Source organism: Aquamicrobium sp. (assembly GCF_023954335.1).
GTDB lineage: Bacteria > Pseudomonadota > Alphaproteobacteria > Rhizobiales > Rhizobiaceae > Aerobium.
The window spans coordinates 1,593,403-1,617,766 of the sequence record NZ_JAMLIE010000001.1; the positions used below are offsets into that span (position 1 = coordinate 1,593,403).

Sequence of the window (24,364 nt, forward strand, 5' to 3'; positions counted from 1 at the left end):
TGCCTCTGGATGGCGATGGCAAGTTTCCGTCTGATGCGACGGTGGCGGGATTAGTTACAGTAAAACTACCACAAGGAAATCCGACCCGACTTGATGCACGTCAATGACCGCATTGAGTGCGGCCTTGACAATAGATAGGCGAAATCGTCGCTATGCGATAGCATCACAGGCAAAATGCGCAGGGAGACGCGCCGGAAGGAGTTTTCAATGACCGAAGAAACGATGCAACGCGACGATCCGGCACAAGAGCTTTCGTCCCGTTTTCCGACTGCATACACGATCCTTTTTCTTCTCATCGTATTTGTCGCCGCTCTGACCTGGATCATTCCCGCTGGCCAATATGACCGCGTGATGAACGAGGAAGTCGGCCGCGAGGTAGCCGTGGTCGGAACCTACCGCGAGGTCGAGCGGAACCCACAGGGCTTCGTCGACGTGATGCTTGCGCCTGTTGCGGGCTTTTACGATCCCGACAGCAACGCGGCGAACGCCATCGACGTCGCGCTTTTCGTGCTGTTCCTTGGCGGGTTTCTGGGCGTCGTGAACGCCACCGGAGCGATAGACACAGGGATCAGGACGGCGATGTCGGCAATGAAGGGACGCGAGATCTGGATGATCCCGATCATGATGTCCCTCTTCGCGCTGGGCGGGACGACCTACGGCATGGCCGAGGAAACGCTGGCCTTTTATGCAATCCTCATCCCGGTAGTGATTGCGGCGGGCTATGACGCGGTGACGGGTGTGGCCATCATCCTGATCGGCGCAGGGATCGGCGTGCTGGGCTCGACCATCAACCCTTTTGCCACGGTCATCGCCTCGAACGCGGCAGGTATCGCATTCACCGAGGGGATGTTCCTTCGCTTGGTGATCCTGCTGGGCGGGCTGGTGATCTGCGCAGCCTATGTCATGCGTTACGCGCATCGGATCAAGGCTGACCCCTCGCGCTCGGTCGTGGTCAGGCAGGCCGAAGCGCATCGCAAACTGTTCTTGCAAGGCAAGGGCGACAATGATGCCGATGCCGCCTTGACCGGCAAGCAGAAGCTTATCCTTGCTGTCTTCGCGGTTACCTTCGCGGTGATGATCTGGGGCGTGGCCGGCCAAGGCTGGTGGATGGCGCAAATGGGAGCTCTGTTCCTTGGCTCGGCGATCGTTGTCGGGCTGGTGGCGCAGATGGGCGAGAAGAAGCTGACCGGCAGTTTTGTGGATGGGGCGCGCGACCTTCTGGGTGTGGCGCTTGTCATCGGTCTTGCCCGCGGCATCGTCGTCATTATGGACAACGGGCGGATTGCCGACACTATTCTGCACAGCGCCGAGCAATCGCTGGGAGGGCTGGGCGAACTGGCCTTCATCAACCTGATGCTCTGGATCGAGATCGGGATGAGTTTTTTCGTGCCGTCTTCGTCGGGGCTTGCCGTGCTATCGATGCCGATTCTTGCGCCGCTTGCCGACTTTGCAGGCGTCGGCCGTGATCTGGTGGTGACAGCCTATCAGTCGGCAAACGGCTTGGTAAACCTCATCAACCCCACCTTCGCGGTGGTGATCGGCGGCCTCGCAATAGGGCGGGTATCTTACGATCGCTGGATTGTCTTCATCTGGCCACTGATGCTGATCCTTCTGTTGTTCATCACGGTGGTACTTACCCTCGGTACGCTTTTGTAAGAGAAAGGAAATGCCATGTCTGATCGTACTCTCGGTGTTCACTCCGAAACCGGCAAGTTGCATCAGGTGATTGTGTGCCGCCCCGGCCTTGCCCATCGCCGTCTGACCCCGGACAATTGCCAGGAACTGCTGTTCGACGACGTCTTCTGGGTCAAGCAGGCTCAAAAGGATCACGACGTGTTCTCCTCTGTCATGCGCGAGGAAGGCATCGAAGTGCTGGACGTGAACGACCTGCTGGCCGAAACGCTGGATGTGGCCGAAGGTCGCAAATATGTGCTGGATCACCGCATCAACCGCGATCAGGTCGGCGTCGGCATGCTGTCGGATCTCCGCGCCTGGATGGAGGAACTGCCCGGCGTTAGGCTGGCCGAATACCTGTTGGGCGGGCTGGCCACCAGCGACCTGCCGTTCAAGCCGCATGGCCTGTTCGGTGCTTATCTGGGCTATCAGGGCCTGATCCTGCCGCCGCTGCCCAACGCGCTGTTCACCCGCGACAACTCGGCCTGGATCTACGGCGGCGTATCCGTCAACCCGATGCATTGGCCGGCGCGCCGTCCCGAGACGCTGCTGAACACCGCGATCTACAAGTTTCATCCGAAGTTTGCCGGCAAGGCGGAAATCTACTTCGGAGACCCAGCTGTCGATCATGGGCTGTCGACCGTCGAAGGCGGCGATGTGATGCCGGTCGGCAATGGCGCCGTGCTGGTGGGCATGGGCGAACGGTCCTCGCCGCAGGGCATCGGGCAATTGGCGGTTTCGCTGTTCGAAAAAGGCGCCGCCCAGCGGGTTCTGGCCTTCGCCATCCCCAAGTCGCGCGCCGCGATGCATCTTGACACGATCTTCACCCTTTGCGGCGGCAACGTGGTGACGGCCTTCAAGGAAGTGGCCGATGAGCTGGTCTGTTACGATATACGCCCCGGCAAGGGCGGGACGCCGCTGGAATTCCACCACGATCCGCGCCCGATTTTTGAGATCGTGGCAGAGGTTCTGGGCTACAAGTCGCTGGAACTAGTGGCCACTGGTGGCAACACCGAAGAGGAACGCAAGCGCGAGCAATGGAATGATGGCAACAACGTGCTCTGCCTGCGTCCCGGCGTGGTCATCGGCTATGACCGCAACGATGACACCAACGCGGCGTTGAAGGCCGCCGGCATCGAGGTGCGCGCCATTCCCGGCGCCGAACTGGGCCGGGGCCGCGGCGGCAGCCACTGCATGTCCTGTCCCACCATCCGCGACGCAGTTTGAGGAGGCGCACAATGGCTTTCAACCTGAAGAACCGTCATTTCCTGACCCTGCGGGACTTCACCCCGCAGGAGATCGGCTATCTTCTCAAGCTTTCCGCCGATCTGAAGGCCGCGAAATACGCGGGCACCGAGGTTCCGACGCTCAGGGGCAAGGAGATCGCGCTGATCTTCGAGAAGGACAGCACCCGCACCCGCGTCGGCTTCGAGGTGGCGGCGCATGACCAGGGCGCGACCGTGACCTATCTTGGCCCCTCGGGCAATCACATGGGCCACAAGGAGACCGTCAAGGATACCGCCCGGGTGCTGGGCCGTGTCTATGACGCGATCGAGTACCGCGGCTTCGGGCAAGAGGTGGTGCAAACCCTGGCCGACTGGTCCGGCGTGCCGGTCTATAACGGGCTGACGGACGAATTCCACCCGACCCAGATCCTCGCCGATTTCCTGACGATGCAGGAACATGCCGAAAAGCCGTTGCGCGAGGTATCCTATTGCTTCCTCGGCGATGCCCGCAACAATATGGGTGACAGCCTGCTGATCGGCGGTGCCAAGATGGGCATGGATGTGCGGCTTTGCGCCCCTCGGACACTGTGGCCCACGACCGAAGTCCAGGACTATGCAAAGGCCGTCGCAAAAGACACCGGCGCGCGGATCACCCTGACCGATTCCATCGACGAGGGCGTGAAGGGCGTGGATTTCGTCTATACCGATGTCTGGCTTTCGATGGGCGAGGCCAAGGAGAAGTGGGCCGACCGCATCAAGCTGCTGATACCCTATCAGGTCAATGCCGATGTGATGAACAAGACCGGCAACCCGCGCGCCCGTTTCATGCATTGCCTGCCCGCCTTCCACAATACCGAGACGACGGTTGGCCAGCAGATCAAGGACGAGTACGGTCTGGACTGCATGGAAGTGACCGAGGAGGTCTTTGAAGGGCCGGCCTCGATCGTCTTCGATCAGGCCGAGAACCGGCTGCACACGATCAAGGCGGTTCTGGTCGCCACCCTGGGGGGCTGAACATGCTTGTCGTGGCAGCACTTGGCGGGAATGCGCTGCTCCGTCGCGGGGAGCCTCTGACGGCCGAGAACCAGCGGGCCAACGTGCGCGAGGCCGCGCGCGCACTGGCCCGCATCGTCGAGGCCGGGCACAGGCTGGTCATCACGCACGGCAACGGTCCGCAGGTCGGATTACTGGCGCTTCAGGGCGCGGCCTACAAGCCGGACGAGGCCTATCCGCTGGATGTTCTCGGGGCCGAAACCGGCGGCATGATCGGCTACATGATCGAACAGGAACTGGAGAACGCACTGGGCCACACGCGGCCTGTAGCCACGCTTCTGACACAGGTGATCGTGGACGCGGACGATCCGGCCTTTCAAAAGCCCACGAAGTTCATTGGCCCCGTCTATGACCGCGAGGAAGCCGAGGCCCGCGCGACTGCTGCCGGCTGGTCCATCGCGCCCGATGGAGACAAGTGGCGCCGTGTCGTGCCCTCGCCCATGCCGAAGGAAATCCCCGACATTCGTGTGCTGCAGCTTCTCCTGGATCGGGATGTGATCATTATCTGCACCGGCGGAGGCGGCATTCCGGTGCTGCGGCAGCGCGACGGCAGCATGAGCGGCATCGAGGCGGTGATCGACAAGGACGCCGCCAGCGCGCTTCTCGCGCGCCAGATCGGAGCCGATGCCCTTCTGCTGCTGACCGACGTGGACGCGGTCTATCGCGGTTTCGGCACCCCGACAGAGGCACCGATCGCCACATTGACACCAGACGAGGCACGCGTACTCGATCTTCCCGCCGGGTCGATGGGACCGAAGATGACAGCTGCGGCAGACTTTGCGGATCAGGGTGGGCTGGCGGGTATCGGCCGGCTTGATCAGGCTGTGGAAATTCTGGAACGGCGCGCAGGCACGCGCGTCCAGAATTGACATTGTGGTCTAAAAGGGAGTCTGATCTCAACGTAATAATGAAGGACCGAAGAGGAAATCAAGATCTCCAATCACCAAAGCCTGCCGAGCAGGTGGTAAGGGACGTCGCGCCGAGCGCGACGGCACCTCTTAGCGAGCGACAAGAGACGGATCCTGCTGAACGATTGCGTGCAAGAGCCGGGTTTGGAACCGTGTCGGCAGATGTCTGTCATCGGACAATCGAATGGCACTGGATCAATCCGAATCCCCTCCGCGCGATAATGAGTTCATCGGTGCATGACCATCATTTTTACTTCGTGACTAGCTAATCAAGGCCCTGAACTGTGCTCGGAGGCAGTCAGGATCGCAGCGAAGAGATCCGACCGGTGCAGCATGCCGGCCACCTCGCCGTCGCGCAGCACGGGATAGACACGGTGCGAGCGCGCCAGGAACTCTTCGGCGGCGGAGACAAGGTCGAGATCGACAGTGAGCGCGCGTACCTCCCGGGTCATGAAGTCGGCAACCGCTCCGCCCCATTGCTGGTAGTAGCTGGCGTTCAACATCGGGCGGAAGCAGTCCTTCTCCGTCAGGATACCGACCAGCCCTCCACGATCGTCGATGACCGGCGCCGAGGCCATGCGTTGCCTGGCGAAGGCCGCGACCGCTTCACGGATCGGCATCTCGGGAGACAGGCGCGGAAACTCCGCACGCATGATGTGCTCGACGGTGGTGCCCATGGTCATCGCCGGTTCTCCTCCTTCGCGTGCGGACAGCCGTCGCAGCGCGTTCCGCCGACACAGGCAAGGCCATCGCAACCCCGGCTCGGCGCGCCCCGGCCCATCATCAGGCCAGCGCCGAGGCCGATGGCGGACAGGCAGACGATCAGAATTGCGAGAAGCGCTTCCATCGGCGGACCTCAGGCGAGATGCTTTTCGACCGCGCCGGTCGCAACGCTTCGCAGGCCGACACCGTCGCGGAACAGGAACAGCGCGGCGATATCTCGGTTGCGCGCCAGCTCCGGCCCGGCCTCGCCGGCCGCCATCAGCGCCGTCGCCCAGCCGTCGGCCTCGCGCGCTGAGGCCGTCAGCACGCTCACCGAGGCAAGCGCGCCTTCGACCGGCTCCCGCGTGGCGGGGTCGATGATGTGGCTGCAGCGGCGCGGGCCGATGTTGTAGCCGTTGGCGCGATCGCCCGACGTCGCGACCGCGAGGCTGTCCAGCCGCAGCATGCCGACGAAGCCTTCCGCTTCAGGTCGCGGGTCCTCGATGCCCACCTGCCAGACGCGTCCCGACGGATGCCGTCCACGAGCGGCTAGCTCGCCACCGAAGTCGATCAGGAAGTCGTCGTGGCCGGCATCCAGCAGCAGGTCGGCCATGCGGTCGAGCGCGTGGCCTTTCGCGATGCCGCACAGGTCGAGCGTGAGACCCGGTCTCGTCTTTGCGATGTGGTCGTTGGCCACGGACAGGCCGCGCCAACCTCCGGGCATCGCCTCGCCATGGTCGATCGGCCCGAAACCCCAGCGCGCGACCAGCGGGCCGACCGTCGGGTCGAAGTGGCCGCTGCTGCTCTCGGCGATGATGAGAGCCGAATGCGCCACTTCCGCGACCTCGTCGGCAACGGCCATGTCTCCGGCGCCGGCGTCATTGAAACGGGAAATCACGCTGTCGGCCCGCCACGGTGAGAAGACGAGGTCCAGATCGGCGAGCAGCGCTTCGATGTGAGCCTGCAAGGCGGCGGTTGGCGTGCCTGCCGGCAGCGAAACGCTCCAGCCGGTACCGAACGCGGCTCCGCCGATGCCCGCCAGCGGCGAGACGCCGCGCGCGACGGCGGGAGCCGCGACACAGGCGGCGCCGAGGGCGAGGAAGCGACGCCGGTCGATGAGGGTGGACATGGGGCGCATGGGTCAGCCTCCGAAATCGTCATTGTAGATGGAATGCGGCTCGACACCCAGCCGGTTCAACATGGCGAGCACGGCCGAAATCATCACCGGCGGTCCGCAGAGATAGTATTCGCATTCCTCCGGCGCGGGATGGCCGGCCAGCACCTTGCGCACCGTGTCGTGGATGAAGCCGGTTGCGCCGGTCCAGCGGTCGGACGGAGCGGGGTCGGAGAGGGCCGGAACCCAGGTGAAGTTCGGGTGCCTTGCTGCGATCTCCTCGAACTCATCGACATAGAAGAGGTCGGCTGCCGTGCGCGCGCCGTAGAAATAGGACATGCGCCGCGTCGTGCCGAGACCGATCTGCTCGTGGATCATGGCGCGCAGCGGCGCCATGCCGACGCCGCCGCCGATGAACACCATCTCGCGCTGCGTGGGCTGGACGTGGAACTCGCCGAACGGGCCTCCCGTCTCGACCGTATCGCCCGGCTTCAGCGAGAACAGCCAGGAGGAGACAACGCCGGGCGGGATGTTGTGCTCGCGACCGGCCGGCGGCACGGCGAGCCGGATGTTGAAGACGATGCGGCCGGCATCCAGCGGCCGGCTGGCGACGGAATAGGCGCGCGTCACGGGCTTCGGTGATGCCGACTTCAATGACGACCAGCCGGCGATGCGCCAAGCTTGGGCATGCGCCGGGTCGATTTCCATCGTCGCGAAGTCGAGCGCGTAGGCGGGCGCTGTGAGCTGGGCGAAGCCGCCGGCGCGGAAACGGAAGTCGCGGCCGGCCGGCAGCTCCAGCACCAGCTCGCGGATAAGCGGCGCCAGCATGCGACTGGACAGGACCTTGCAGGGAAAGGAGTCCGCCGCCAGCACGTCGGCTGCGACGGTGACCTCGACCGGGCCGCGCAGCTTGGTCTGGCAGGCGAGGCGCACATGGTCGCGCCGCTCGGCAGGTGACAGCAGGCCCATCTCGGTCGCCTGCGGGTCGCCCAGACCCTCGCCCTCGACTGCGACGCGACAGAGACCGCAGGTGCCTGCGCCGCCGCAGGCGGCCGGAATGGCGATACCAGCGCCATGGAGGACGGCAAGCAACTGGTCGCCACGCGCCGCGTCGATTTGCTTGCCGCCGTTGACCGTGACGGCGACCGCGCCTGGCGGGATGAGCCGCCCGCGCGCAAGAATCAGCGCCGTCGTCAACGCAACGATCAGCAGGATGATGAACACAGTGCCCAACACGACCTCGGTCATTGGGCTGCCATCTGTGCGAAAGAGGAGAAGCCGAGCGACATCATGCCGGTAATCAGGAAGGCGACGCCGAGGCCCCGCAGCCCTGCGGGCAGGTCGGCATAAGCAAGTCGAGCACGCACCGCGCCAAGCAGAATCACGGCCAGAGCGAAGCCTGCCCCGCTTCCGAGACCATAGACGACAGCCTCGGCGAGATCGTAACGCCGCTCGACCATGAACAGGCTGCCGCCGAGGATCGCACAGTGGATCGCAAGCAGCGGCAGGAATGCGCCGAACGCGGCCTGAACACGCGGTAGATAGCGCTCGAGCACCATTTCCAGCAGTTGCACGCTTGCCGCGACAACGCCGATGAAGGTTAGCAGCGACAGATAGGACAGGTCCACCTCCGGCATACCGGCCCAGCCCCAAGCACCCGGCGCCAGCACCGCGTTGTAGATGAGCTGGTTGAGGGGAACCGTGACACCCATCACCACGATGACCGCGACGCCAAGGCCGAAAGCCGTGTCGGTGCGGCGCGACAGCGCCAGGAAGGTGCACAGGCCGAGGAAATAGGTGAGCGGCATGTTCTCGATGAACATCGCCCGCAGGAAGAGCGCGCCGAGATCGGCCATCAGCGTTCCTCCTCGATCTCATGCGGCGCGAAGTCGGGCTCATCCGCCTGCTCGGGCCAGATGCTGCGCATCGTCCAGACCAGCGCCCCGAGCAGAAAGAAGGCGCTGGGGGCGAGCAGCATCAGGCTGAGCGGCGTGAACCAGCCGCCCTGATCGGCTAGCGGCAGCACCTGATAGCCAAGAAGCTTGCCTGAGCCGAACAGTTCGCGGCAGGCCCCAACCAGCATCAACACAAGCCCATAGCCAAGCCCGCTGCCGAGTGCGTCGACCATGGACGGCAGCGGCGGGTTCGTGCGGGCGAAGGATTCGGTCCGTCCGAGAACGATGCAGTTGGTGGCGATCAGGCTGACGAATACCGACAGGCGCTGGCTGAGCCCGTAGAAGTAGGCCTGCAGGACCTGATCGATGACGATCACCAGCGAGGCAACGATGATGATCTGCACGATGATGCGGATCGTGTTCGGGATGTGGCGGCGGATCGCGCTGATGATGCCGGCGGCGAGCACCACCACCACAGTCAGCGAGATCGACATGGTGAGCGCGGTGTCGAGCGAGGTGGTTACGGCAAGGGCCGAGCAGATGCCGAGGATTTGCAGCGTCACCGGGTTCTGACGGATCAGCGGCGTCGTCAGCGTGCCCCAAAGGCTCACGTTGCTCGCCATCGCCTAGAACTCTCCGCGACGGATGGCGGTCATTAACGGGCCGTAGCCCTTCGGTCCGGTCCAGAAGCGCACCATCTGGGTGACGGCGTTACTGGTACGGGTGGCGCCGGTGATGCCGTCGACCTCATATTCGGTTCGGGCCTGTCCGCGCGCAACGGCGAAGCGCGGGACACCGATCTCGTCAAAAAGACGCTTGCTGGCAAAGCTTTGCTGCCATTGCGCCTCCTCAATGCGCGCGCCGAGGCCCGGCGTCTCCGCCTGTTCTGTAATTGCTATGCCTGCCAGCGTAGCCATGTCGCCGCGCAAGGCCAGCAGTGCCTGGATACGACCGCCATAGCCGGTGCCTGCCATCGGCAGGATGACCAGCGAGACGGCATCGCCCCTGCGCAGCAGATAGATCTGCGCATAGTTCGGCCGGCTGCCGATTCCGGCGAGATCGTCGCCGGCGGCGAGCGTCGTCCAGTTCGAGACGTCGGCGAGCGCCGTGTCCAGGGTCTCAGGCGTGACGTCGGTCGCTGCGGCGCCGGCATCGAGGTTGACGACCACCGTGGACAAGGCGTCGCCGCCCGCCTCTTCGACCAGTTCCGACATGCCGGGCACGGCCGCAATCAACGCTTCGAGCCGGGCCTGCTGCTCGGCGGCGCGGTTCTGTGTCTGGATTGGCCTCAGTACAACTGTCGCGCCGGTGACGAGAACCGCGCAGATGGCGGACACCAGAAAGGCTACGACCAACGTCTTGGCGCGGCTGTCATTCGGGGTGGCAAGGAAGCGTCGCCACAGCGACAGCGGATTGAGGTCAGCCAAGATGCTTCCTCCGCGCAAGCCATCGGCGCATGGCAATTTCATCGAGGAGCGGTGCAGCCAGAGAGGTCAGGAGTGCCGCCGAGATCGCAACCTGAACCGCAGCCGCTCCCTGCCAGCCTGAAGCGAACACCATCACGAGCGCGGCGTAGAGCAAGCCATTAAGCCAGCGACCCAGATCCGTCGCCGCGCTGGTCACCGGGTCGCAGACCAACAGGACGAGCACCACCGCTGCCGCTGTCAGGAACGGCATGGCGAGCATACCGCCATACCATGCAATCACGAGCACTGCGGTCGCGCTCACCGCGATGCGCCACGCCATCACGCCTACAAGCATACCGATTGCCGCCATAGCAATCGCGGCCCAACCCAACTGGATCGGCAGCACGGGCCACGGCGCAGCCGGAAAGCCAAAGCCGAGAAAGGCGATGGCGACGGTGGCCGGGTTGACCACGTTGCGCCCCCATCCGCCGAAAGCGAGTTCGCCCGCCACGACGCCGAAGCTGATGCCGATCAGCATCGGCAGCAGGCCGAGTTCGGCCGGTGCCAGAACCGCGACGGCGAACGCCGTCAGCGCGCCGGCGAAGGACGGAGGCTGCGCACGCGCAAGCATGAAGGCGAGGTGCCACAGGCCGGCGGCGATGAGCACGAAGACGAGACGCAGCGCGCCCTGCATACCCGTCGCGAGAAGCCAAGTCACCGCCAGGGGCATCGCTGCCGCCAGCAACAATAGCGCAACGGTCTCGCGATCCCAGATACCCCGTGTCATGCGATCTCCTCGGCCGCGATACGGTCCAGCATGGCGCGCAGCATGGCGGTGAGGTGCGGCGCGGCCGCTGTGATGTAGTCGGCGAGCGCCACGTCCTCTTCGACCAGCGACAATGCACCAAGCCGCATGGCGGTCTCGGAATCGTTCGCCGCAAGCGCACGCACCAGCAGTGCGGCGGGCAGGATGCCGCCGAAGGCATGGTCGAGCGCAGCGGTCGGGATGATCGGCAGCGGTCGGCTGGAGCGGCGGAGCGCAGCCGAAAACCAATGCGGCGACCGCTCCGTACCGGTCCCGGCGATCGCTGCGACCTGCCTCCGCCACGGGCCGAGCCAGCGACCTTCCACCCCGTCCAGCGATGAACCCGACAGCAGGCGGTGCGGGCCGGGTTTCACGATGTCGAAGGTCAGCGCGCGCAGATCGGCGCCTGGCTGACAGCGCACCATGCGATGTTCGCGCAGCGCCCCTCCCGACACTGAAACAAGTCTCGTCTCCGGCACAAGCCCGGTTTCGAGGAAGGAGCCAAGGCCGACGACGTCCTCGGCATGAACATCCCAGACCGGGCGGCCCGGCGCGGCGGGAAAGCGGGCGGCGATCTGCAGCCCGGCCAGACCATGAGGGTGGAACGGCCCGATCCTGGTCAGTCGGATGCGGTCGTTGCCGACGTCGAGGTCGTCCAGGTCGGCGGCGCCGTCATGGCACACGTACACGGGACCGTTGGTCAGGCTCGCCAACGCCTGACAACCTCGCAAGAAGGCGTCGAGACGGCCCGCCAGCGCCAACTGCGGCAGTGGCGCGTCCGGCCTCGTGTCGAGCGCCATGACGAAGATCGCTGCCGGCTGCTCGGCTGGCAGCGGCACGCGTCCGAAAGGGCGCGACCGGAAAAGCGGCCACATGCCAGCCGACAGCAGCAGCGCGCGCACGGCCACCGGGTCATTTTCGGCACGTGCGGCGGACACATCGTGTTCGTGACGTCCGGCCTTTGCATCGTGGAAGAAGAGGATGTGGGAGAGCCGCTTGCCCGGTCCGAGATCAGCCGCAGCAACCTCGCCCGCGACCGGCGCAACGAGAGTCAGATCGGGATGCCGGCGCGAGCGCAGCACCGGAGCGCCTTGTGCAACCTTGTCACCAGCCGCAACAAGGATGTCGGCGCGGAAATCATCGCTGGGGCGGGCAAACAGCGCGCACTGGTCCGTGATGTGAACCCGGATGTCGGCGCTCGCAGGCATGGCAAGAGCTTTCGGCACGGTCAGTCTGCCCGCCAGCGACTCCGGTATTTGACGCTGCTCTTTGATCTGGATCAGTACGGCTATCCTTGCTCTACCATCGAATACCTTGTTAGTTTGAGGCTAACAAAGTCCGTTTACCCCAGCAAGTTGCGAGGCATGGATGCGCCGAATCCTGATACCGCTCGTCGCTCTCTGCACGATCCTGCCGGCTGCCAGTGCGTATCTCAGCCACACCATGAGCAGCAACGCGCAGGAGGCCAACGGCGAAACTCCAATCTACGTCATGCCCAAATCGGGACCCTTTGCTCCCGAACAGGTAGCGATCCCGCAAAGTGAATACATCGCGGCGTGGGCGCGTTCGGGCCATTCGGACGCGTCGTCGGTTTCCTTTTCCTACTGGAACGATGCAGGGTCCATCCCACCTGTTTGCTCTGTCTGCCATTCAGGCGTCGGCTTTCGATCGTTCCACGGCCTGGACGGCAGCACGCCTGGCCTGCCCGAGCATCCGGTGCCGGTAGGGGGTGTCGTCGACTGTGAGACCTGCCACAATCCCGGACTGGCGTCGATAAGCGCGATCTCGCTGCCGAGCGGCCTCAGCCACCCCGTCAATGCCGGAGAGGCATCTTGCATGACCTGTCACCAGAGTCGGGCGGCGGGCGCCATGGTCGAACGCGCGGTGAGCGGCAAGGCTGAAGACACCCCCGATCCCGCCCTCACATTCATCAATCCACATTATGCGACGGCTGCGGCGACGCTGCTCGGCGGCTATGGCGGGATGGGCTATCAATACGCTGGGAAAGACTATTCCGGCCGCTTCCTGCATGCACGCCCGGTCTCGACCTGCGCATCCTGCCACGACCCGCATAGTCTGAGCGTGGCGGAAGAGACCTGTCTGACCTGCCACGCCGACGGCAAGGCGGAGAACATCCGCATTTCGCGCAACAGCTTCGACGGCAGCGGCGACCTGAAAAAAGGCATACGCGCCGACATTGCAGCCAACGCGGCGCGGCTCATGGGAATGCTGGAGGACTATGCGACCAGGGTCGCCGGCGTGCCGATCCACTACGACGGCCACCAGCATCCCTATTTCTTCACGGACGCCAATGGCGATGGTGTCGCCGACTTGGCGGACGGCAAGCCGGTTCCCTATAATGCGTGGACCCCGCGCTTGCTGAGGGCAGCCTACAACTGGAAGTTCATCGGTTCCGATGCTGGCATCCACGTCCACAACCCCCACTATGCGCTGGAGTTGCTTTACGATTCGATGGAGGACTTGGCCGACCCGCTGGACATCGATTTTGCCGGGTTGAACCTGATGCGGTGAGACCCGTGATGCCTCGGACGATCGGTGACAGTCATTGCCTAGCATCGCTCCGGCAGCGTTCTGCGGGAGAAATGCGGAGGCACGCTCGATTGTGGCGGACGACGGCGCGAGATGACTGCGCCTCGGGCGCAAAACTGGTCAAAAAGGAGAAATGGCATGTCTGTCAAAGATAAGATTGTACTGATCACGGGAGCAAGTCAGGGAATAGGGCGAGGCATCGCGCTGCGTCTGGCGAAGGACGGGGCCAATGTCGCACTCGTCGACATCAAGGCCGACAAGCTGGAAGACGTGCGCAAGGAAGTGGAGACGCTTGGCGCAAAGGCCACCACCTTTGTCACTGATGTCAGCAAGCGCGACGAGGTCTATGCTGCGATCGATCACGCCGAGAAAGAACTCGGGGGCTTCGACGTTATCATCAACAACGCCGGAATCGCACAGGTGAAGCCGCTGGCCGATGTGCAGCCCGAGGACCTCGACCGCATCTTCCGGATCAATATCGACGGCGTCGTCTGGGGAATCCAGGCTGCGGCCGCCAAGTTCAAGGCGCGCGGTCGCAAAGGCAAGATCATCAACGCCTCGTCAATCGCCGGCCATGACGGCTTCGCCATGCTTGGTGTCTATTCGGCGACCAAATTCGCCGTGCGCGCGTTGACGCAGGCTGCAGCCAAGGAATATGCCAGTGCCGGCATCACCGTGAACGCCTACTGTCCCGGTATCGTCGGCACGGACATGTGGGTCGAGATCGACGAGCGCTTCTCGGAGCTGACTGGCGCTGCCAAGGGCTCGACCTACAAGAAGTTCGTTGAAGGTATTGCGCTCGGCCGGGCCCAGACGCCGGAGGACGTGGCAGCCCTGGTCGCCTTTTTGTCGAGCGATGATTCCGACTACATCACCGGCCAGGCAATCCTGACCGATGGTGGTATCGTTTACCGTTGATCCGACACCTTTGCGTGACGGTAGCGCAAGATCGCATCTCGTTGCTCCCGCCGACTGTTCGCCTGGTGGGCGGTGTTCGTTACCCACCAGTCCAGACGACGCAGACGTTTTCGCTCACGGCACGATGATCTCATTCCAACGAGGATCGGTCTGCCTCCGCTGGCGGAATCAGTGTTGAGCCATTCGATGTGCCGCGGGTGGTCGTGAACATGTCCCATACAGCGATGAACATGGCAGCAACCATTGGACCGATGACGAACCCGTTGAGGCCAGCGATCGAAATGCCGCCGAGGGTGGAGATCAGGACCAGGTAGTCCGGCATCCTTGTGGACTTGCCGACAAGCACGGGCCGCAGGAGATTGTCGATGAGACCGATAACCAGCATGCCGTAGGCAACCAGGATGATCGCTTTCCAGGTCGCCCCAGATATCAACAGATAGAGCGCGACGGGTAGCCAGACGATGCTCGCCCCGACAGCCGGCAGCAGCGCGAAGAAGGCCATTACCACCGCCCATAACACGGGCGCATGAAGACCAAGCAGCCAGAAGATCAGACCGCCGAGCGCGCCCTGCAGGGCGGCAACGAGGACTGAGCCCTTGACGGTCGCGCGAACGACGACCGTGAACTTCTCGATGAGTGCGTCCCGCTGCGCGGCGTGCAACGGGATGGCGTCCTTGATCCGGCGCGTCAGGCTCGAGCCGTCCCTCAACAGGAAGAACAGCAGGTACAGCATCACGCCGAGAGCCACGATGAACTCGAACGTGGCCTGCCCGACGGTCACCGCGCGCGCGAGGAGCGACTGGAGGAACTGGGTGAACAGTTGTGACAGCCGCTCGCGGATCGTCTCGAAGTTGGAAAGATCGAAACGGTCAAGCAGGTCTTTGACCCAGGCGGGCAGTGTCTTGCCGACGTCGTTGAGATACTGATTTACATCCAGCCGTCCCGACTGGATGCTATTGTAGAGGCTGTTGGCCTCGACCACCAGCGACGATGCGATCAGCATCAGCGGAACGATGACCAGGAGAACGACCAGCACGACCGTAAGCATGGCCGCGAGGCCGGCGCGCCGGCCCGTCGCCTTCAAAAGGCGACGATAAAGCGGGGCGAAGACGATTGCGGCTACGATGCCCCAGAGCACCGCACCGAAGTAGGGCCATATGATGTAACCGAATGCGAGCGAGGTCCCGACGAGGAGCCACAGAAATGCTTGGTCCTCTATTGTGCGCATTTGGGTCTCCACGATGCTCCAACAGAGGCGCAGCGGCCTGCCGAACATTCATACATCCTTCTGCTGAAAGACTGGTAAGGCGCGCCGACGCTCAGCGGCACCGCCCATTCAGGACGCATGGCTTGCAACACTCAGGCGACGCAGCACCCATTTTCGAGTTTCGGCGTACCATAGCACCATGCTTCCCATCAGCGCGCATAGAAGCCATTGATCGAGCGACAGAGGATTGGTGCCGAAAGCGACGTTAAGCGGCGCGACATGGACCACCGCCACCTGCAGCACGACGGCGAAAACGACAGCGCCCCAAAGCCAGCGATTGCCGAACAGGTTGATAAAGGCGCTCACTGTCTCGGACCGCGCGCTGAAGCAGTTGAACAGCTGCGCGAAGACCAGCACGGTGAAGCCGGCCGTGCGCGCCTCGGCCAATGTGTGGTTGCCTTCAATCAATCCCGCCGGCAGATAAAAATCGATGGTGAGCAGGGTGGCCACCGCCATCACCAGCCCGATCTCGATGACACCCCTCCACATCGGGCTGTCGATCGCACGCTCGCCGGCGCGGCGCGGTGGCCTCGCCATGACGTCCTCCGTTTCCGGGTCCACGCCCATCGCGAGCGCGGGACCGGAATCGGTGATCAGATTGATCCAGAGGATTTGCGTGGCGAGCAGCGGGGCGATCAGGCCCTGGCCGCTACTCCCACCGTCCAGCCCAATCACGCCGGCGCCGACGACGCCGAAAAACACCGTCAGCACCTCACCCATGTTCGAGGAGAGGAGATAGCGCAGGAACTTCCGGATATTGTCGAAGATCGCGCGGCCCTCGCGGACCGCCGCGACGATGGTGGCGAAATTGTCGTCCGCCAGGATCATCTTGGCGGCTTCCTTCGTAACCTCGGCGCCGGTGATGCCCATCGCAATCCCGATATCCGCCGATTTCAGCGCCGGCGCGTCGTTCACACCGTCTCCGGTCATCGCGACCACATTGCCATCGGCTTGCAAGGCATCGACGATGCGCAGCTTGTGGACGGGCGCCACCCGGGCATAGACGGTTGTCTTCCGCACAGCGGCGGCAAGGGCGCTTTCGTCCAGGCTATCCAGGTCGGCGCCGGTCAACACCCTTGCGTCCGGACCGGCGATGCCGAGCATGGCGGCGATGCGAGCCGCGGTGCGCGGATGATCGCCGGTAATCATCATGACGCGGATGCCCGCACGATGCGCCTCAGCGATCGCCAGGGCGGCTTCCTCGCGCGGCGGATCGATGATGCCTACGATACCGACGAAGATCAGGTCCTGTTCGAGCCCCTCCCCCGGGGCTACACTTTCCTCCTCCGCAAGTGGCCGGTATGCAACGGCAAGCGTGCGCAGCGCCTCGCCTGAAAGGCGTTCAACGTCGCCCAGCGCTTCAGCGCGACGAGCGTCGTCAAACGATACGATATCCATGCCGACCCGAACGCGGCTGCACCGGCCGATCAACACATCGGGTGCTCCCTTCGTGATGATGACCAGTTCGCCTTCATGTTCGAGGTCGCGCTCGATGCTCGACATCATCTTGCGGTCGGAACTGAACGGGATTTCCGTGACGCGCTCGAAGCGCTTCTTTCGGCGGTTATCGATACCGAGTTTCCTTTCCGCCACCAGAAACGCCGCTTCAGTGGGATCGCCCTGAATTTCCCACGTCCCGTCTTGCGTTTGCCGAAGGTCGGCATTGCTCGCGAGACTTCCGCCGCTAAGCACCACGATGTGCTCGGCCCTTGCGGCGGCGCCCAGCGGTGTGTGGTTCACTGTCTCGATCCGGCCCTGCGGCGCGTAGCCGACACCGGTGACGCTGCTATCTCCGGAGGCTGTCACTATGCGCTGGATCGTCATTTCCGAGCGCGTCAACGTCCCCGTCTTATCCGAACAGATGACCGTGGCCGCACCGAGGGTTTCGACAGAGGACAGGTTCTTTACTACGGCCTTGTGGGCCGCCATGCGTTGAACGCCGAGCGCCAGCACCAACGACAGGATTGCCGGCAAGCCCTCAGGGACGGCCGCGACAGCGAGTGAAACACCGAGCAGCAGCACGTCAACGACATCGCCGACATCATCGATCGGCGACAAGATCAGGATCGTCGCCACCACGATTGCAGCAATGACGACCACGGCGACACCCAGCATTCGTCCGATAAGTGCCACCTCCCTCTGAAGCGGCGTTGCCCCTTCCTGGGTTTCGTCGAGCATCGTGGCGATCGCGCCCATTTCGGTACGCATGCCGGTCGCGGTCACGACCGCGCGGCCGGTTCCCTGGACGACAGCCGTGCCTTTGAAAACCATCGGCGTCCGCTCCGCGAGCGGTGCTGGAACTGGTAAAGGTTTCGGATCTTTCAGCACCGCTTCGCTTTCGCCTGTGAGCGACGCTTCCTGAACGCTGAGCGCGGTTGCGGCGAGAAGCCGTGCGTCCGCGCCCACGGCATCGCCTTCTTCAAGGAGCAACACGTCACCCGGAACCAGTTCAGCGCTCGGAACCCGCCGGCGCTCGCCATCACGAAGAACCGATGACGTCACCGCCGTCATCCGGGCCAAGGCAGCGACGGCGTTGGCGGCCTTTCGTTCCTGGGTAAAGCCAAGTGCTGCGTTGAAAAAGATGACAGCTGCGATCACGACTGCATCGACAGGCCAGCTCTCATGGCCCTCGATCAGCCAGGCCGCAGTCGCCACAGCCACCGCGGCGAGCAGGAGATACGTCAAAGGATCAGCAAATTGCGCCAGGATACGTCGCCAGAGCGGTCGTTGCACCCTCTGCCGCAACTCGTTGGGGCCATACTGCTCCTGACGCCGCGAGACCTCCGCTGTTGTAAGGCCGACAGCGGGGTCGACGCCAAGCGCGTGCGCAACCGCGTCGGAAGATTCGAAAGAAGGATCACCCGTCATGGGCGCAAAAGTTTGCACGATCATTCCAACATCTCTGCGGGTTACCATTAGCGGCAATGCAGTCCGCAGTTGGTCGTGTCCCCGCCCTTCTTTGCAGAAACGTTGTACAATAATATGATCTTCGAGCCTCTGTCAGCCAGCGACCAGCTTCCTGGCGGCCAAAGCTTTGAGAGCGACCCGGGTTGCCGGCGCCGGCTTCGAATTCAATGTCCGTCCCGCCAGCCAGGAAGATGAGGTGGGATTGCGGATTTCGGTACGCATATTGTGCGCAAGGACTTGCGGTTTCGCTTCCGGACCACGTCGAGGGAGGTAACAAAAATTCTGGTCTCGCTAGTGAGCCATGAACAATTGAACCGGAGGTTGGTCGAGCAAGGAACTCGTGACCCCGCCAAGGATTGCCTGCCTGAAACGCGAATGTACGAATGCGCCCATGACGATCGTGTCGATCTCCTCTTCCGCCACGAAAAGGCGCAGCCGTTCGGCTACGTCACGCCGCTCGGCCACAAGGGTAGCAAGCTTGCAGTCAATGCAATGCAGGGCCAGATAAGTGGCAAGGTCTGATCCAGGTGCCATGCGCGAGAGATCCTTCTCCCCCGTCACCGTGACGGCCACGACCATCGACGCGGCGGCAAGAAGCGGCAACGCATCCCGGACTGCACGCGCACAGCGAGCGCTGCCGTCCCAGGCGACGACAATCCGTTGCGGTGATGCCGCGCCGCCATGAGGAGGCACGAGTAGCACAGGCCTTCCGCTATCGAACAAAACATCTTCGGCAGCCTCCCGGAGAGCCGCATCGGCGGCATCGACCGCATCCAGCACTGTGATGTCGTTGACCCGCGCTATATGGACGAATCGGTACGACCCTGTCTCGAACGGGGAGTGCGGATGCTCGGCAACAAAATCAACGCCTGCCCGCGCGATCACCTTGCCGGCCGCATGCGTTGCGGCGGCACTGAGCGTTTCTAGCCTTGCACTCTCAGCCTCCAGCCAGCCAACTGCTCTAGCATTGGATATCGGCAAGGGTTCACTGATAGATGGTGCGAAGACGTAAAGCGAAACCACGGCCTGGGAGCGCTGGGCTATCGCGATCGCGGCTTTCAGGGCCGGCGTTTCGACCCTCTCACCGCCTGGAATGCCGACCAGAATGGATTTGAACGGTCCTGTGGACATCCTGGGATGCGTCGTTGCACCTTGTCTCATTTTGATCCGGGCTCCCAATGCTTGCAATAACGGTATTGACCTGTCCCGAGATTGCGACAAATTCTAACCTGTAAGCTGGATTCCGCAGCCAATACTTGCAAGGCCGAGCAGGGTCATTTGCCGCTGGCGAGGAAACCCGTGCCGAAAAAGACTGTAGTTCGGTCGCCATCCCGGCTGGCATTCCAAGAATCGATCGACGAATTTGGTCTGGCGCGCGACAAAATCGCATGAGTTTTGGCAGTCGTCGAGGTTCTTGAGAGGACCGGCCTGATCTCCCAGAATACGCAACGCCGTTAAAAGCCCTGCACAGAAGAATTTTGACCAGAGCATCAACTACGCGTCAGGGGAACGGTATGAACACCAGTTCCCAATTCCAACACTGAACGTGCGGATCTCCATCTTGGCGACGGCTTCAGCCGATACGCCGTATACGTTGATGCAGACCAATAGTTGCCATCAGAAATAAACCTCTTGCCGACGGGCGGGCCATACGTTGTCTTCCGACTTTCAATCCACTTGCGGTCAAGCGACATTTTGAGCACGTTCCATCGGAACGGCAAAATGCCGCGACGCGGCAGGAATGGAACGGTGGTTGGCGCCAATGGCTACAAGGTAGGTCTGGCGCTCGGCGGCGGCGCCGCGCGAGGGTGGTCGCATATCGGCGTCATCGAAGCGCTGCTCGAAGCGGGCATCGAGCCAGTCGCCATTGCCGGCACCTCGATGGGCGCATTGGTCGGTGGCGCCTATGCCGCCGGCAGGCTCGACGCGCTACGGAAATGGGCCGAAGCGTTGGACCGAAAGGCCATGGTGTCGCTCCTCGACATTAGCCTTACCAGGGGCGGTGTCGTCGATGGACAACGTATCCAGAACCTCTTGGTCGAATTGGGCATTGGCCAGTTGATTGAATCCTTTCCCGTTGCGTTCGCGGCGGTGGCGACCGATCTGGCCGACGGGAGCGAAATCTGGCTGGAGAAGGGACCGGCGGCGGCCGCGATACGCGCCTCGATCTCGATGCCCGGGATTTTCAGCCCGGTCTTGCTGGAAGTCAGGTGGCTCGTCGATGGCGGGTTGATCAACCGAGTTCCGGTCTCGACCTGTCGCGCGCTTGGCGCGGACTTTGTCATCGCCGTCAGCGTCAGCGAGGGGCTTCTGGACCGACGCAGGGAAAAGCTGCGCGCCGGCCTCGGCGGCAACGAAGACGCGGAGCGCGAGGCGCGGGTGTCGCAGATGCTGGGTCAGGTGCCGGCAGGCCTGCGCAGCCCTGCGGAGCATATTTTGCCCTATCTGGTGAAGGGCGGGCCGCAATCCCCCGGCTATTTCGACGTGCTGGTCAATTCCCTGAACATCATGCAGGAAAGAATCACCCGTTCGCGGCTGGCGGGAGAGCCGCCGCATGTGATGATTGCACCGGAGGTCGCTTCCATCAACCTGCTCGAATTCGATCGCGCAAAGGAAACCATCGCCGCCGGTCGCGCCGCGGTCGAAAGGACCATCGGTGCGATCAGGGATATGCTGTCGTGCTGATGCCGCCGGGAAGATCGCGACAACTCTTCCGCTCTTCGTAATTGGCGCTTTTCCCCGGACACTTGGATAAGATACGCTGGATGCGACGTGCTGTAGACAGAGGGGGGTGCCACAACACGTGCTGAAGAAGATCGGCCTGACGCTGGCTGTGGTCATCGCGATTCTGGCCGCCGCCCATATCCTATTCAGGCCCCCCTCGCTGGAGGGACGGACCGTCTCCGAGGCCGTCGAAGCGTCGGTATCGACCGCGCTCGGCGCGGCCCTGCTGGCACCGGCAGCGCGACAGGGCGGAGAGAGCGGCGTCTTGCCGTTGCTCGATGGCCCTGATGCTTTCGCGGCCCGCGTAGCGCTGATTCGTGCTGCCGAGGTGGCCCTCGACGTCCGGTACTACATCTGGAACCGTGACGCGACCGGGCTGATCCTGCTTGACGAGTTGCGCAAGGCGGCTGAGCGCGGGGTGCGCATTCGCCTCCTGCTTGATGATAACGGCATAGGCGGTCTCGATGAGGATCTCGCCGCCCTCGACGCTTTGCCGAACGTCGAAGTCAGACTGTTCAATCCTTTCATCCTGCGCAGCTTCAAGACGCTCGGCTACGCGTTCGATTTCGTTCGGCTGAATCGGCGGATGCACAACAAGTCGCTCACCGTGGACGGAGCGGTCAGCATCCTTGGCGGCCGTAACATCGGCGACATCTATTTCGGATTCGGGACAGGCGTCGGGTACATCGATACCGACGTCATGGTCGCGGGTCAGGCCGCCGCCGACATCGGCAGCGACTTCGACCGCTACTGGCAAAGCCGTTCCTCCCACCCGATCGATCGAATCGTCGACGATCCGGGGCAGGGTTCGCTCGACCGGCTGATTTCGGACGCGAAGGAGGCGGGGGAATCGGCGGAGGGCAGGCTCTATGCCGAACGGCTGCGGCAATCCGACATCGTCACCCGGATGGCCGCGGGCCAGTTGACGCTCGAATGGGTCAAGGTCGCGCTGGTCAGCGACGATCCCGCCAAGGGACTTGGAGAGGCCGAGAACCGCGACCTGCTTTTCACTCAACTGATGACGCTGCTGTCCAGGCCGTCACGTTCGGTCGATATTGTCTCCGCCTACTTCGTTCCGGGCAGGGAATTCACGGCCGCGCTGGCTCGAGCTGCAGATCAGGGCGTCAGCGTGCGGATACTCACCAATTCGCAGGCGGCTACCGATGTGGTCGTCGTGCATAGCGCCTATGTGAAGTATCGGCCGGATCTGTTGCGCTCGGGCGTTGAGCTTTACGAACTGAAGCCCGAGTTCGCGGTGCAGGACGAACCCGACGCCCGAGGGCTCGTAGGCTCGTCCAGCGCAAGCCTTCATTCCAAGACCCTCGCTGTCGACGGAGAGCGGATCTTTATCGGCTCGTTCAATTTCGATCTGCGTTCCCTGCTCCTCAATACCGAGATGGGCGTCGTCATCGACAGTCCGCGCATGGCATGCGGGCTTTCCGCCGCCTATTCGGAACGCTATCGGCTGATGAGTTACGTGCCGAAACTGACCGACGACGGCGCGATGGTGTGGGACGAAGTCGGAATTGACGGAAAGCCGATCCGCCACGAGGAGGAACCGGGAACGAATACCCTGTCGCGCTTTTCCCTCTGGTTTCTCGGTCTGCTCCCGATCGAATGGCTGCTTTGAAGAGCCGTAGTTCGGCAAGCTACGTTGGCCGAATGTCGGTCGGGTCTAACCCGCTTGATGCGAGCGCTTGAGCATGATGGCGAACACCGCCAGCGCTACCCCGTGAAAAGCCAGATCGACCGCGAGCAGCATTCCGATCAGCCAGAGACTGTTGAGAGGCCAGCCCGCCAGGACGATGATCCCGGCAAGGAGCGTGACCGTTCCGGCCGCCAACATCCAGCTCGCAAAACTCGCCGGCCGGAGCGAGAAGCCGGCCGCAATCCGCAACACGCCCACCACCAGAAGGCTGAACCCGAGAAGCAGAGTCAGAACCGACGAGGCAAGCAGCGGATTGAAGAATGCAAGGACACCCGCGACCGAATAAAGCAGGCCTATCAGAAACCAGTTCAGGAACGGTCGCCACCCACTCACCTGAAAAGCGTAGGCAATCTGCAATATCCCCGCGATCAGCATCGTGGCGCCGACATAATAGATCGAAGCCACCGTGGCGATCGTGACGTTGAAGAACGCAACGATGCCAAGGCCGCAGATCGCAAGCCCGAATGCCAGCAGCAGTCCCCACCGTTCGCGCAGCAGCATCAGATCCTTGTTCGCGATCGGACCGAATATTGTGGCAATCATGCTTGCTTTCCCAATTCTGCGTCAGTTGGCGGTATCGGACGAACCATGAAGTGCATACTTGCGCATCGGAGGCGTCGAGCTGCTCCTGAAGTGGTCTCTGGAAGCGGGCTTCCCGACCGGGCGGTGGAGTCAGCGAGACGCGTCCTGCGAAGCTCGACATCCGACCGGAACCTTAGCAGGTTGGACCTCACGCACAACCGGAAACAGCGATCCGATCGTTTCGGAATCGATCGTTCCGCGATTGGTCTTGCCGCACGGGATCGTCTGGTTTTGACCGCTCACAAACTTGCCTCGCATTGATGCTACCTTGAAAACCGTTCCGGTCAAGGTGGGAATTCGTGTCAGGGATTGAGGCAGACATGGCGGCCAACGAAACGAGGGACCGCTGCCCTCCCACTATTCGAGAACCAGAATTTCCACGAGGCCGCGACGATATCGCTTCTCGTTTTGCTTCACAAAGATTTCGCGCCCCAGAAAGCTATAGCGTAAATGTAGTGATCATCACTATCGGTCGCGGCCCGCCAGCGACTTGAAATCATTCACTTTTCAGAACGCAGGGTTTAGGGGCACTCCCCTTTCCCCAACACTTCAAACCAGAACAAAACGTGTATTCCCCCATGAAAGTGGGGGAAAATCCGGGGACTCTGTTCTCTGGCTGTTCTGGTTCCGACAACTGAAAAGGAGATTCCATGCGCATCAAGGACGCGCGGGCGGTTCGCCAAGAGCCGAATCCGCGAGGCTTTAGAATGGTGGCGCGCTTCGGCCTCGAAGTGGTCGATGGCGTCGTCATATTCGATTGCTCAATTGTACAGGCACCAGACGGGCGAATGCTGGTCTACGGCCCGCTCGCCAAAAATGGCGCGCCGATTCTCGCGCTTGCGCCAGACATCCGCCGAGACATCGTTTCAATGACGCTACAGCAGGTAGGTATTGATGACCGTGAATACGCAAGCGCAGCCTAACT

At 62.8% G+C, this 24,364-nt stretch carries 22 protein-coding genes; 9 read left to right on the plus strand and 13 right to left on the minus strand.

What is annotated here, in order from left to right:
• The first annotated feature begins 207 nt into the window (after nucleotides 1-207).
• The 4 genes from M9945_RS07865 to arcC are packed head-to-tail and all read left to right on the plus strand — an operon-like array spanning nucleotide 208 to nucleotide 4,822.
• Entirely contained in the window at nucleotides 208-1,656 is a 1,449-nt protein-coding gene (locus tag M9945_RS07865) for a YfcC family protein (RefSeq protein ID WP_367944072.1), read from the plus strand.
• A gap of 15 nt (nucleotides 1,657-1,671) precedes the next feature.
• On the plus strand, nucleotides 1,672-2,901 hold the full coding sequence (locus M9945_RS07870) for an arginine deiminase (protein ID WP_367944073.1): 1,230 nt from the start codon (nucleotides 1,672-1,674) through the stop codon (nucleotides 2,899-2,901).
• An 11-nt stretch (nucleotides 2,902-2,912) separates the two neighbouring features.
• A complete protein-coding gene (gene argF / locus M9945_RS07875) occupies nucleotides 2,913-3,914 on the plus strand; it encodes an ornithine carbamoyltransferase (protein ID WP_073063236.1) in 1,002 nt (333 codons plus the stop codon).
• Between the two features lie 2 nt (nucleotides 3,915-3,916).
• A complete protein-coding gene (gene arcC / locus M9945_RS07880; RefSeq protein WP_367944074.1) occupies nucleotides 3,917-4,822 on the plus strand; it encodes a carbamate kinase in 906 nt (301 codons plus the stop codon).
• A 308-nt stretch (nucleotides 4,823-5,130) separates the two neighbouring features.
• Here the strand turns inward: arcC and M9945_RS07885 are convergent, their stop codons facing one another.
• Genes M9945_RS07885 through M9945_RS07925 form a run of 9 tightly spaced genes read right to left on the minus strand, consistent with a single transcriptional unit; the run spans nucleotide 5,131 to nucleotide 12,009 of the window.
• A complete protein-coding gene (locus M9945_RS07885) occupies nucleotides 5,131-5,544 on the minus strand; it encodes a CBS domain-containing protein (RefSeq protein WP_073063244.1) in 414 nt (137 codons plus the stop codon).
• A complete protein-coding gene (locus M9945_RS07890) occupies nucleotides 5,541-5,708 on the minus strand; it encodes a hypothetical protein (RefSeq protein ID WP_159435557.1) in 168 nt (55 codons plus the stop codon). Before M9945_RS07890 ends, M9945_RS07885 begins: the two co-directional genes overlap by 4 nt.
• 9 nt (nucleotides 5,709-5,717) lie before the next feature.
• A complete protein-coding gene (locus M9945_RS07895) occupies nucleotides 5,718-6,701 on the minus strand; it encodes an FAD:protein FMN transferase (protein WP_367944075.1) in 984 nt (327 codons plus the stop codon).
• Nucleotides 6,702-6,704: 3 nt separating this feature from the next.
• Nucleotides 6,705-7,925: an NADH:ubiquinone reductase (Na(+)-transporting) subunit F gene (gene nqrF / locus M9945_RS07900; RefSeq protein ID WP_073063246.1), complete on the minus strand. Its 1,221-nt coding sequence runs from the start codon at nucleotides 7,923-7,925 to the stop codon at nucleotides 6,705-6,707.
• A complete protein-coding gene (gene nqrE / locus M9945_RS07905; protein WP_073063249.1) occupies nucleotides 7,922-8,533 on the minus strand; it encodes an NADH:ubiquinone reductase (Na(+)-transporting) subunit E in 612 nt (203 codons plus the stop codon). The genes nqrF and nqrE overlap by 4 nt, the downstream gene beginning before the upstream one ends.
• Nucleotides 8,533-9,195, minus strand: a complete 663-nt coding sequence (locus M9945_RS07910) for an NADH:ubiquinone reductase (Na(+)-transporting) subunit D (RefSeq protein ID WP_073063252.1) — start codon at nucleotides 9,193-9,195, stop codon at nucleotides 8,533-8,535. Before M9945_RS07910 ends, nqrE begins: the two co-directional genes overlap by 1 nt.
• A 3-nt stretch (nucleotides 9,196-9,198) precedes the next feature.
• Complete coding sequence (nqrC, locus tag M9945_RS07915; protein WP_073063256.1) at nucleotides 9,199-9,999, minus strand: NADH:ubiquinone reductase (Na(+)-transporting) subunit C; 801 nt, start codon at nucleotides 9,997-9,999, stop codon at nucleotides 9,199-9,201.
• A complete protein-coding gene (locus tag M9945_RS07920; protein WP_073063259.1) occupies nucleotides 9,992-10,765 on the minus strand; it encodes an RnfABCDGE type electron transport complex subunit D in 774 nt (257 codons plus the stop codon). The genes nqrC and M9945_RS07920 overlap by 8 nt, the downstream gene beginning before the upstream one ends.
• Nucleotides 10,762-12,009, minus strand: coding sequence for a Na(+)-translocating NADH-quinone reductase subunit A (locus M9945_RS07925; protein WP_367944076.1), 1,248 nt, complete (start codon nucleotides 12,007-12,009; stop codon nucleotides 10,762-10,764). The genes M9945_RS07920 and M9945_RS07925 overlap by 4 nt, the downstream gene beginning before the upstream one ends.
• A gap of 142 nt (nucleotides 12,010-12,151) precedes the next feature.
• Between M9945_RS07925 and M9945_RS07930 the strand changes: the two genes are divergently transcribed.
• A complete protein-coding gene (locus tag M9945_RS07930; RefSeq protein WP_073063265.1) occupies nucleotides 12,152-13,315 on the plus strand; it encodes a cytochrome c3 family protein in 1,164 nt (387 codons plus the stop codon).
• 156 nt (nucleotides 13,316-13,471) lie between these two features.
• Entirely contained in the window at nucleotides 13,472-14,251 is a 780-nt protein-coding gene (locus M9945_RS07935; RefSeq protein WP_073063269.1) for an acetoin reductase, read from the plus strand.
• Nucleotides 14,252-14,381: 130 nt separating this feature from the next.
• Here the strand turns inward: M9945_RS07935 and M9945_RS07940 are convergent, their stop codons facing one another.
• From M9945_RS07940 to M9945_RS07950, 3 genes are all read right to left on the minus strand, one after another.
• Nucleotides 14,382-15,479: an AI-2E family transporter gene (locus M9945_RS07940; protein WP_367944795.1), complete on the minus strand. Its 1,098-nt coding sequence runs from the start codon at nucleotides 15,477-15,479 to the stop codon at nucleotides 14,382-14,384.
• 108 nt (nucleotides 15,480-15,587) lie between these two features.
• On the minus strand, nucleotides 15,588-18,410 hold the full coding sequence (locus M9945_RS07945) for a cation-translocating P-type ATPase (protein WP_073063273.1): 2,823 nt from the start codon (nucleotides 18,408-18,410) through the stop codon (nucleotides 15,588-15,590).
• Between the two features lie 306 nt (nucleotides 18,411-18,716).
• Nucleotides 18,717-19,556 carry a universal stress protein gene (locus M9945_RS07950; protein ID WP_073063277.1) on the minus strand — a complete coding sequence of 280 codons (840 nt, stop codon included), beginning with the start codon at nucleotides 19,554-19,556 and terminating at the stop codon, nucleotides 18,717-18,719.
• A gap of 618 nt (nucleotides 19,557-20,174) precedes the next feature.
• On the opposite strand from M9945_RS07950, the gene M9945_RS07955 reads away from it, so the two are divergent.
• Nucleotides 20,175-21,110 carry a patatin-like phospholipase family protein gene (locus M9945_RS07955; protein WP_367944077.1) on the plus strand — a complete coding sequence of 312 codons (936 nt, stop codon included), beginning with the start codon at nucleotides 20,175-20,177 and terminating at the stop codon, nucleotides 21,108-21,110.
• A gap of 118 nt (nucleotides 21,111-21,228) precedes the next feature.
• Nucleotides 21,229-22,779: a phospholipase D family protein gene (locus M9945_RS07960; protein ID WP_234951986.1), complete on the plus strand. Its 1,551-nt coding sequence runs from the start codon at nucleotides 21,229-21,231 to the stop codon at nucleotides 22,777-22,779.
• Nucleotides 22,780-22,824: 45 nt separating this feature from the next.
• Here M9945_RS07960 and M9945_RS07965 read toward each other — a convergent pair whose 3' ends face one another.
• The gene (locus M9945_RS07965) at nucleotides 22,825-23,400 is read right to left on the minus strand and encodes an HdeD family acid-resistance protein (protein ID WP_367944078.1); all 576 of its coding nucleotides are present in this window, start codon (nucleotides 23,398-23,400) and stop codon (nucleotides 22,825-22,827) included.
• Nucleotides 23,401-24,089: 689 nt separating this feature from the next.
• Between M9945_RS07965 and M9945_RS07970 the strand changes: the two genes are divergently transcribed.
• Nucleotides 24,090-24,362, plus strand: coding sequence for a hypothetical protein (locus tag M9945_RS07970; protein ID WP_367944079.1), 273 nt, complete (start codon nucleotides 24,090-24,092; stop codon nucleotides 24,360-24,362).
• Nucleotides 24,363-24,364: the final 2 nt, after the last annotated feature.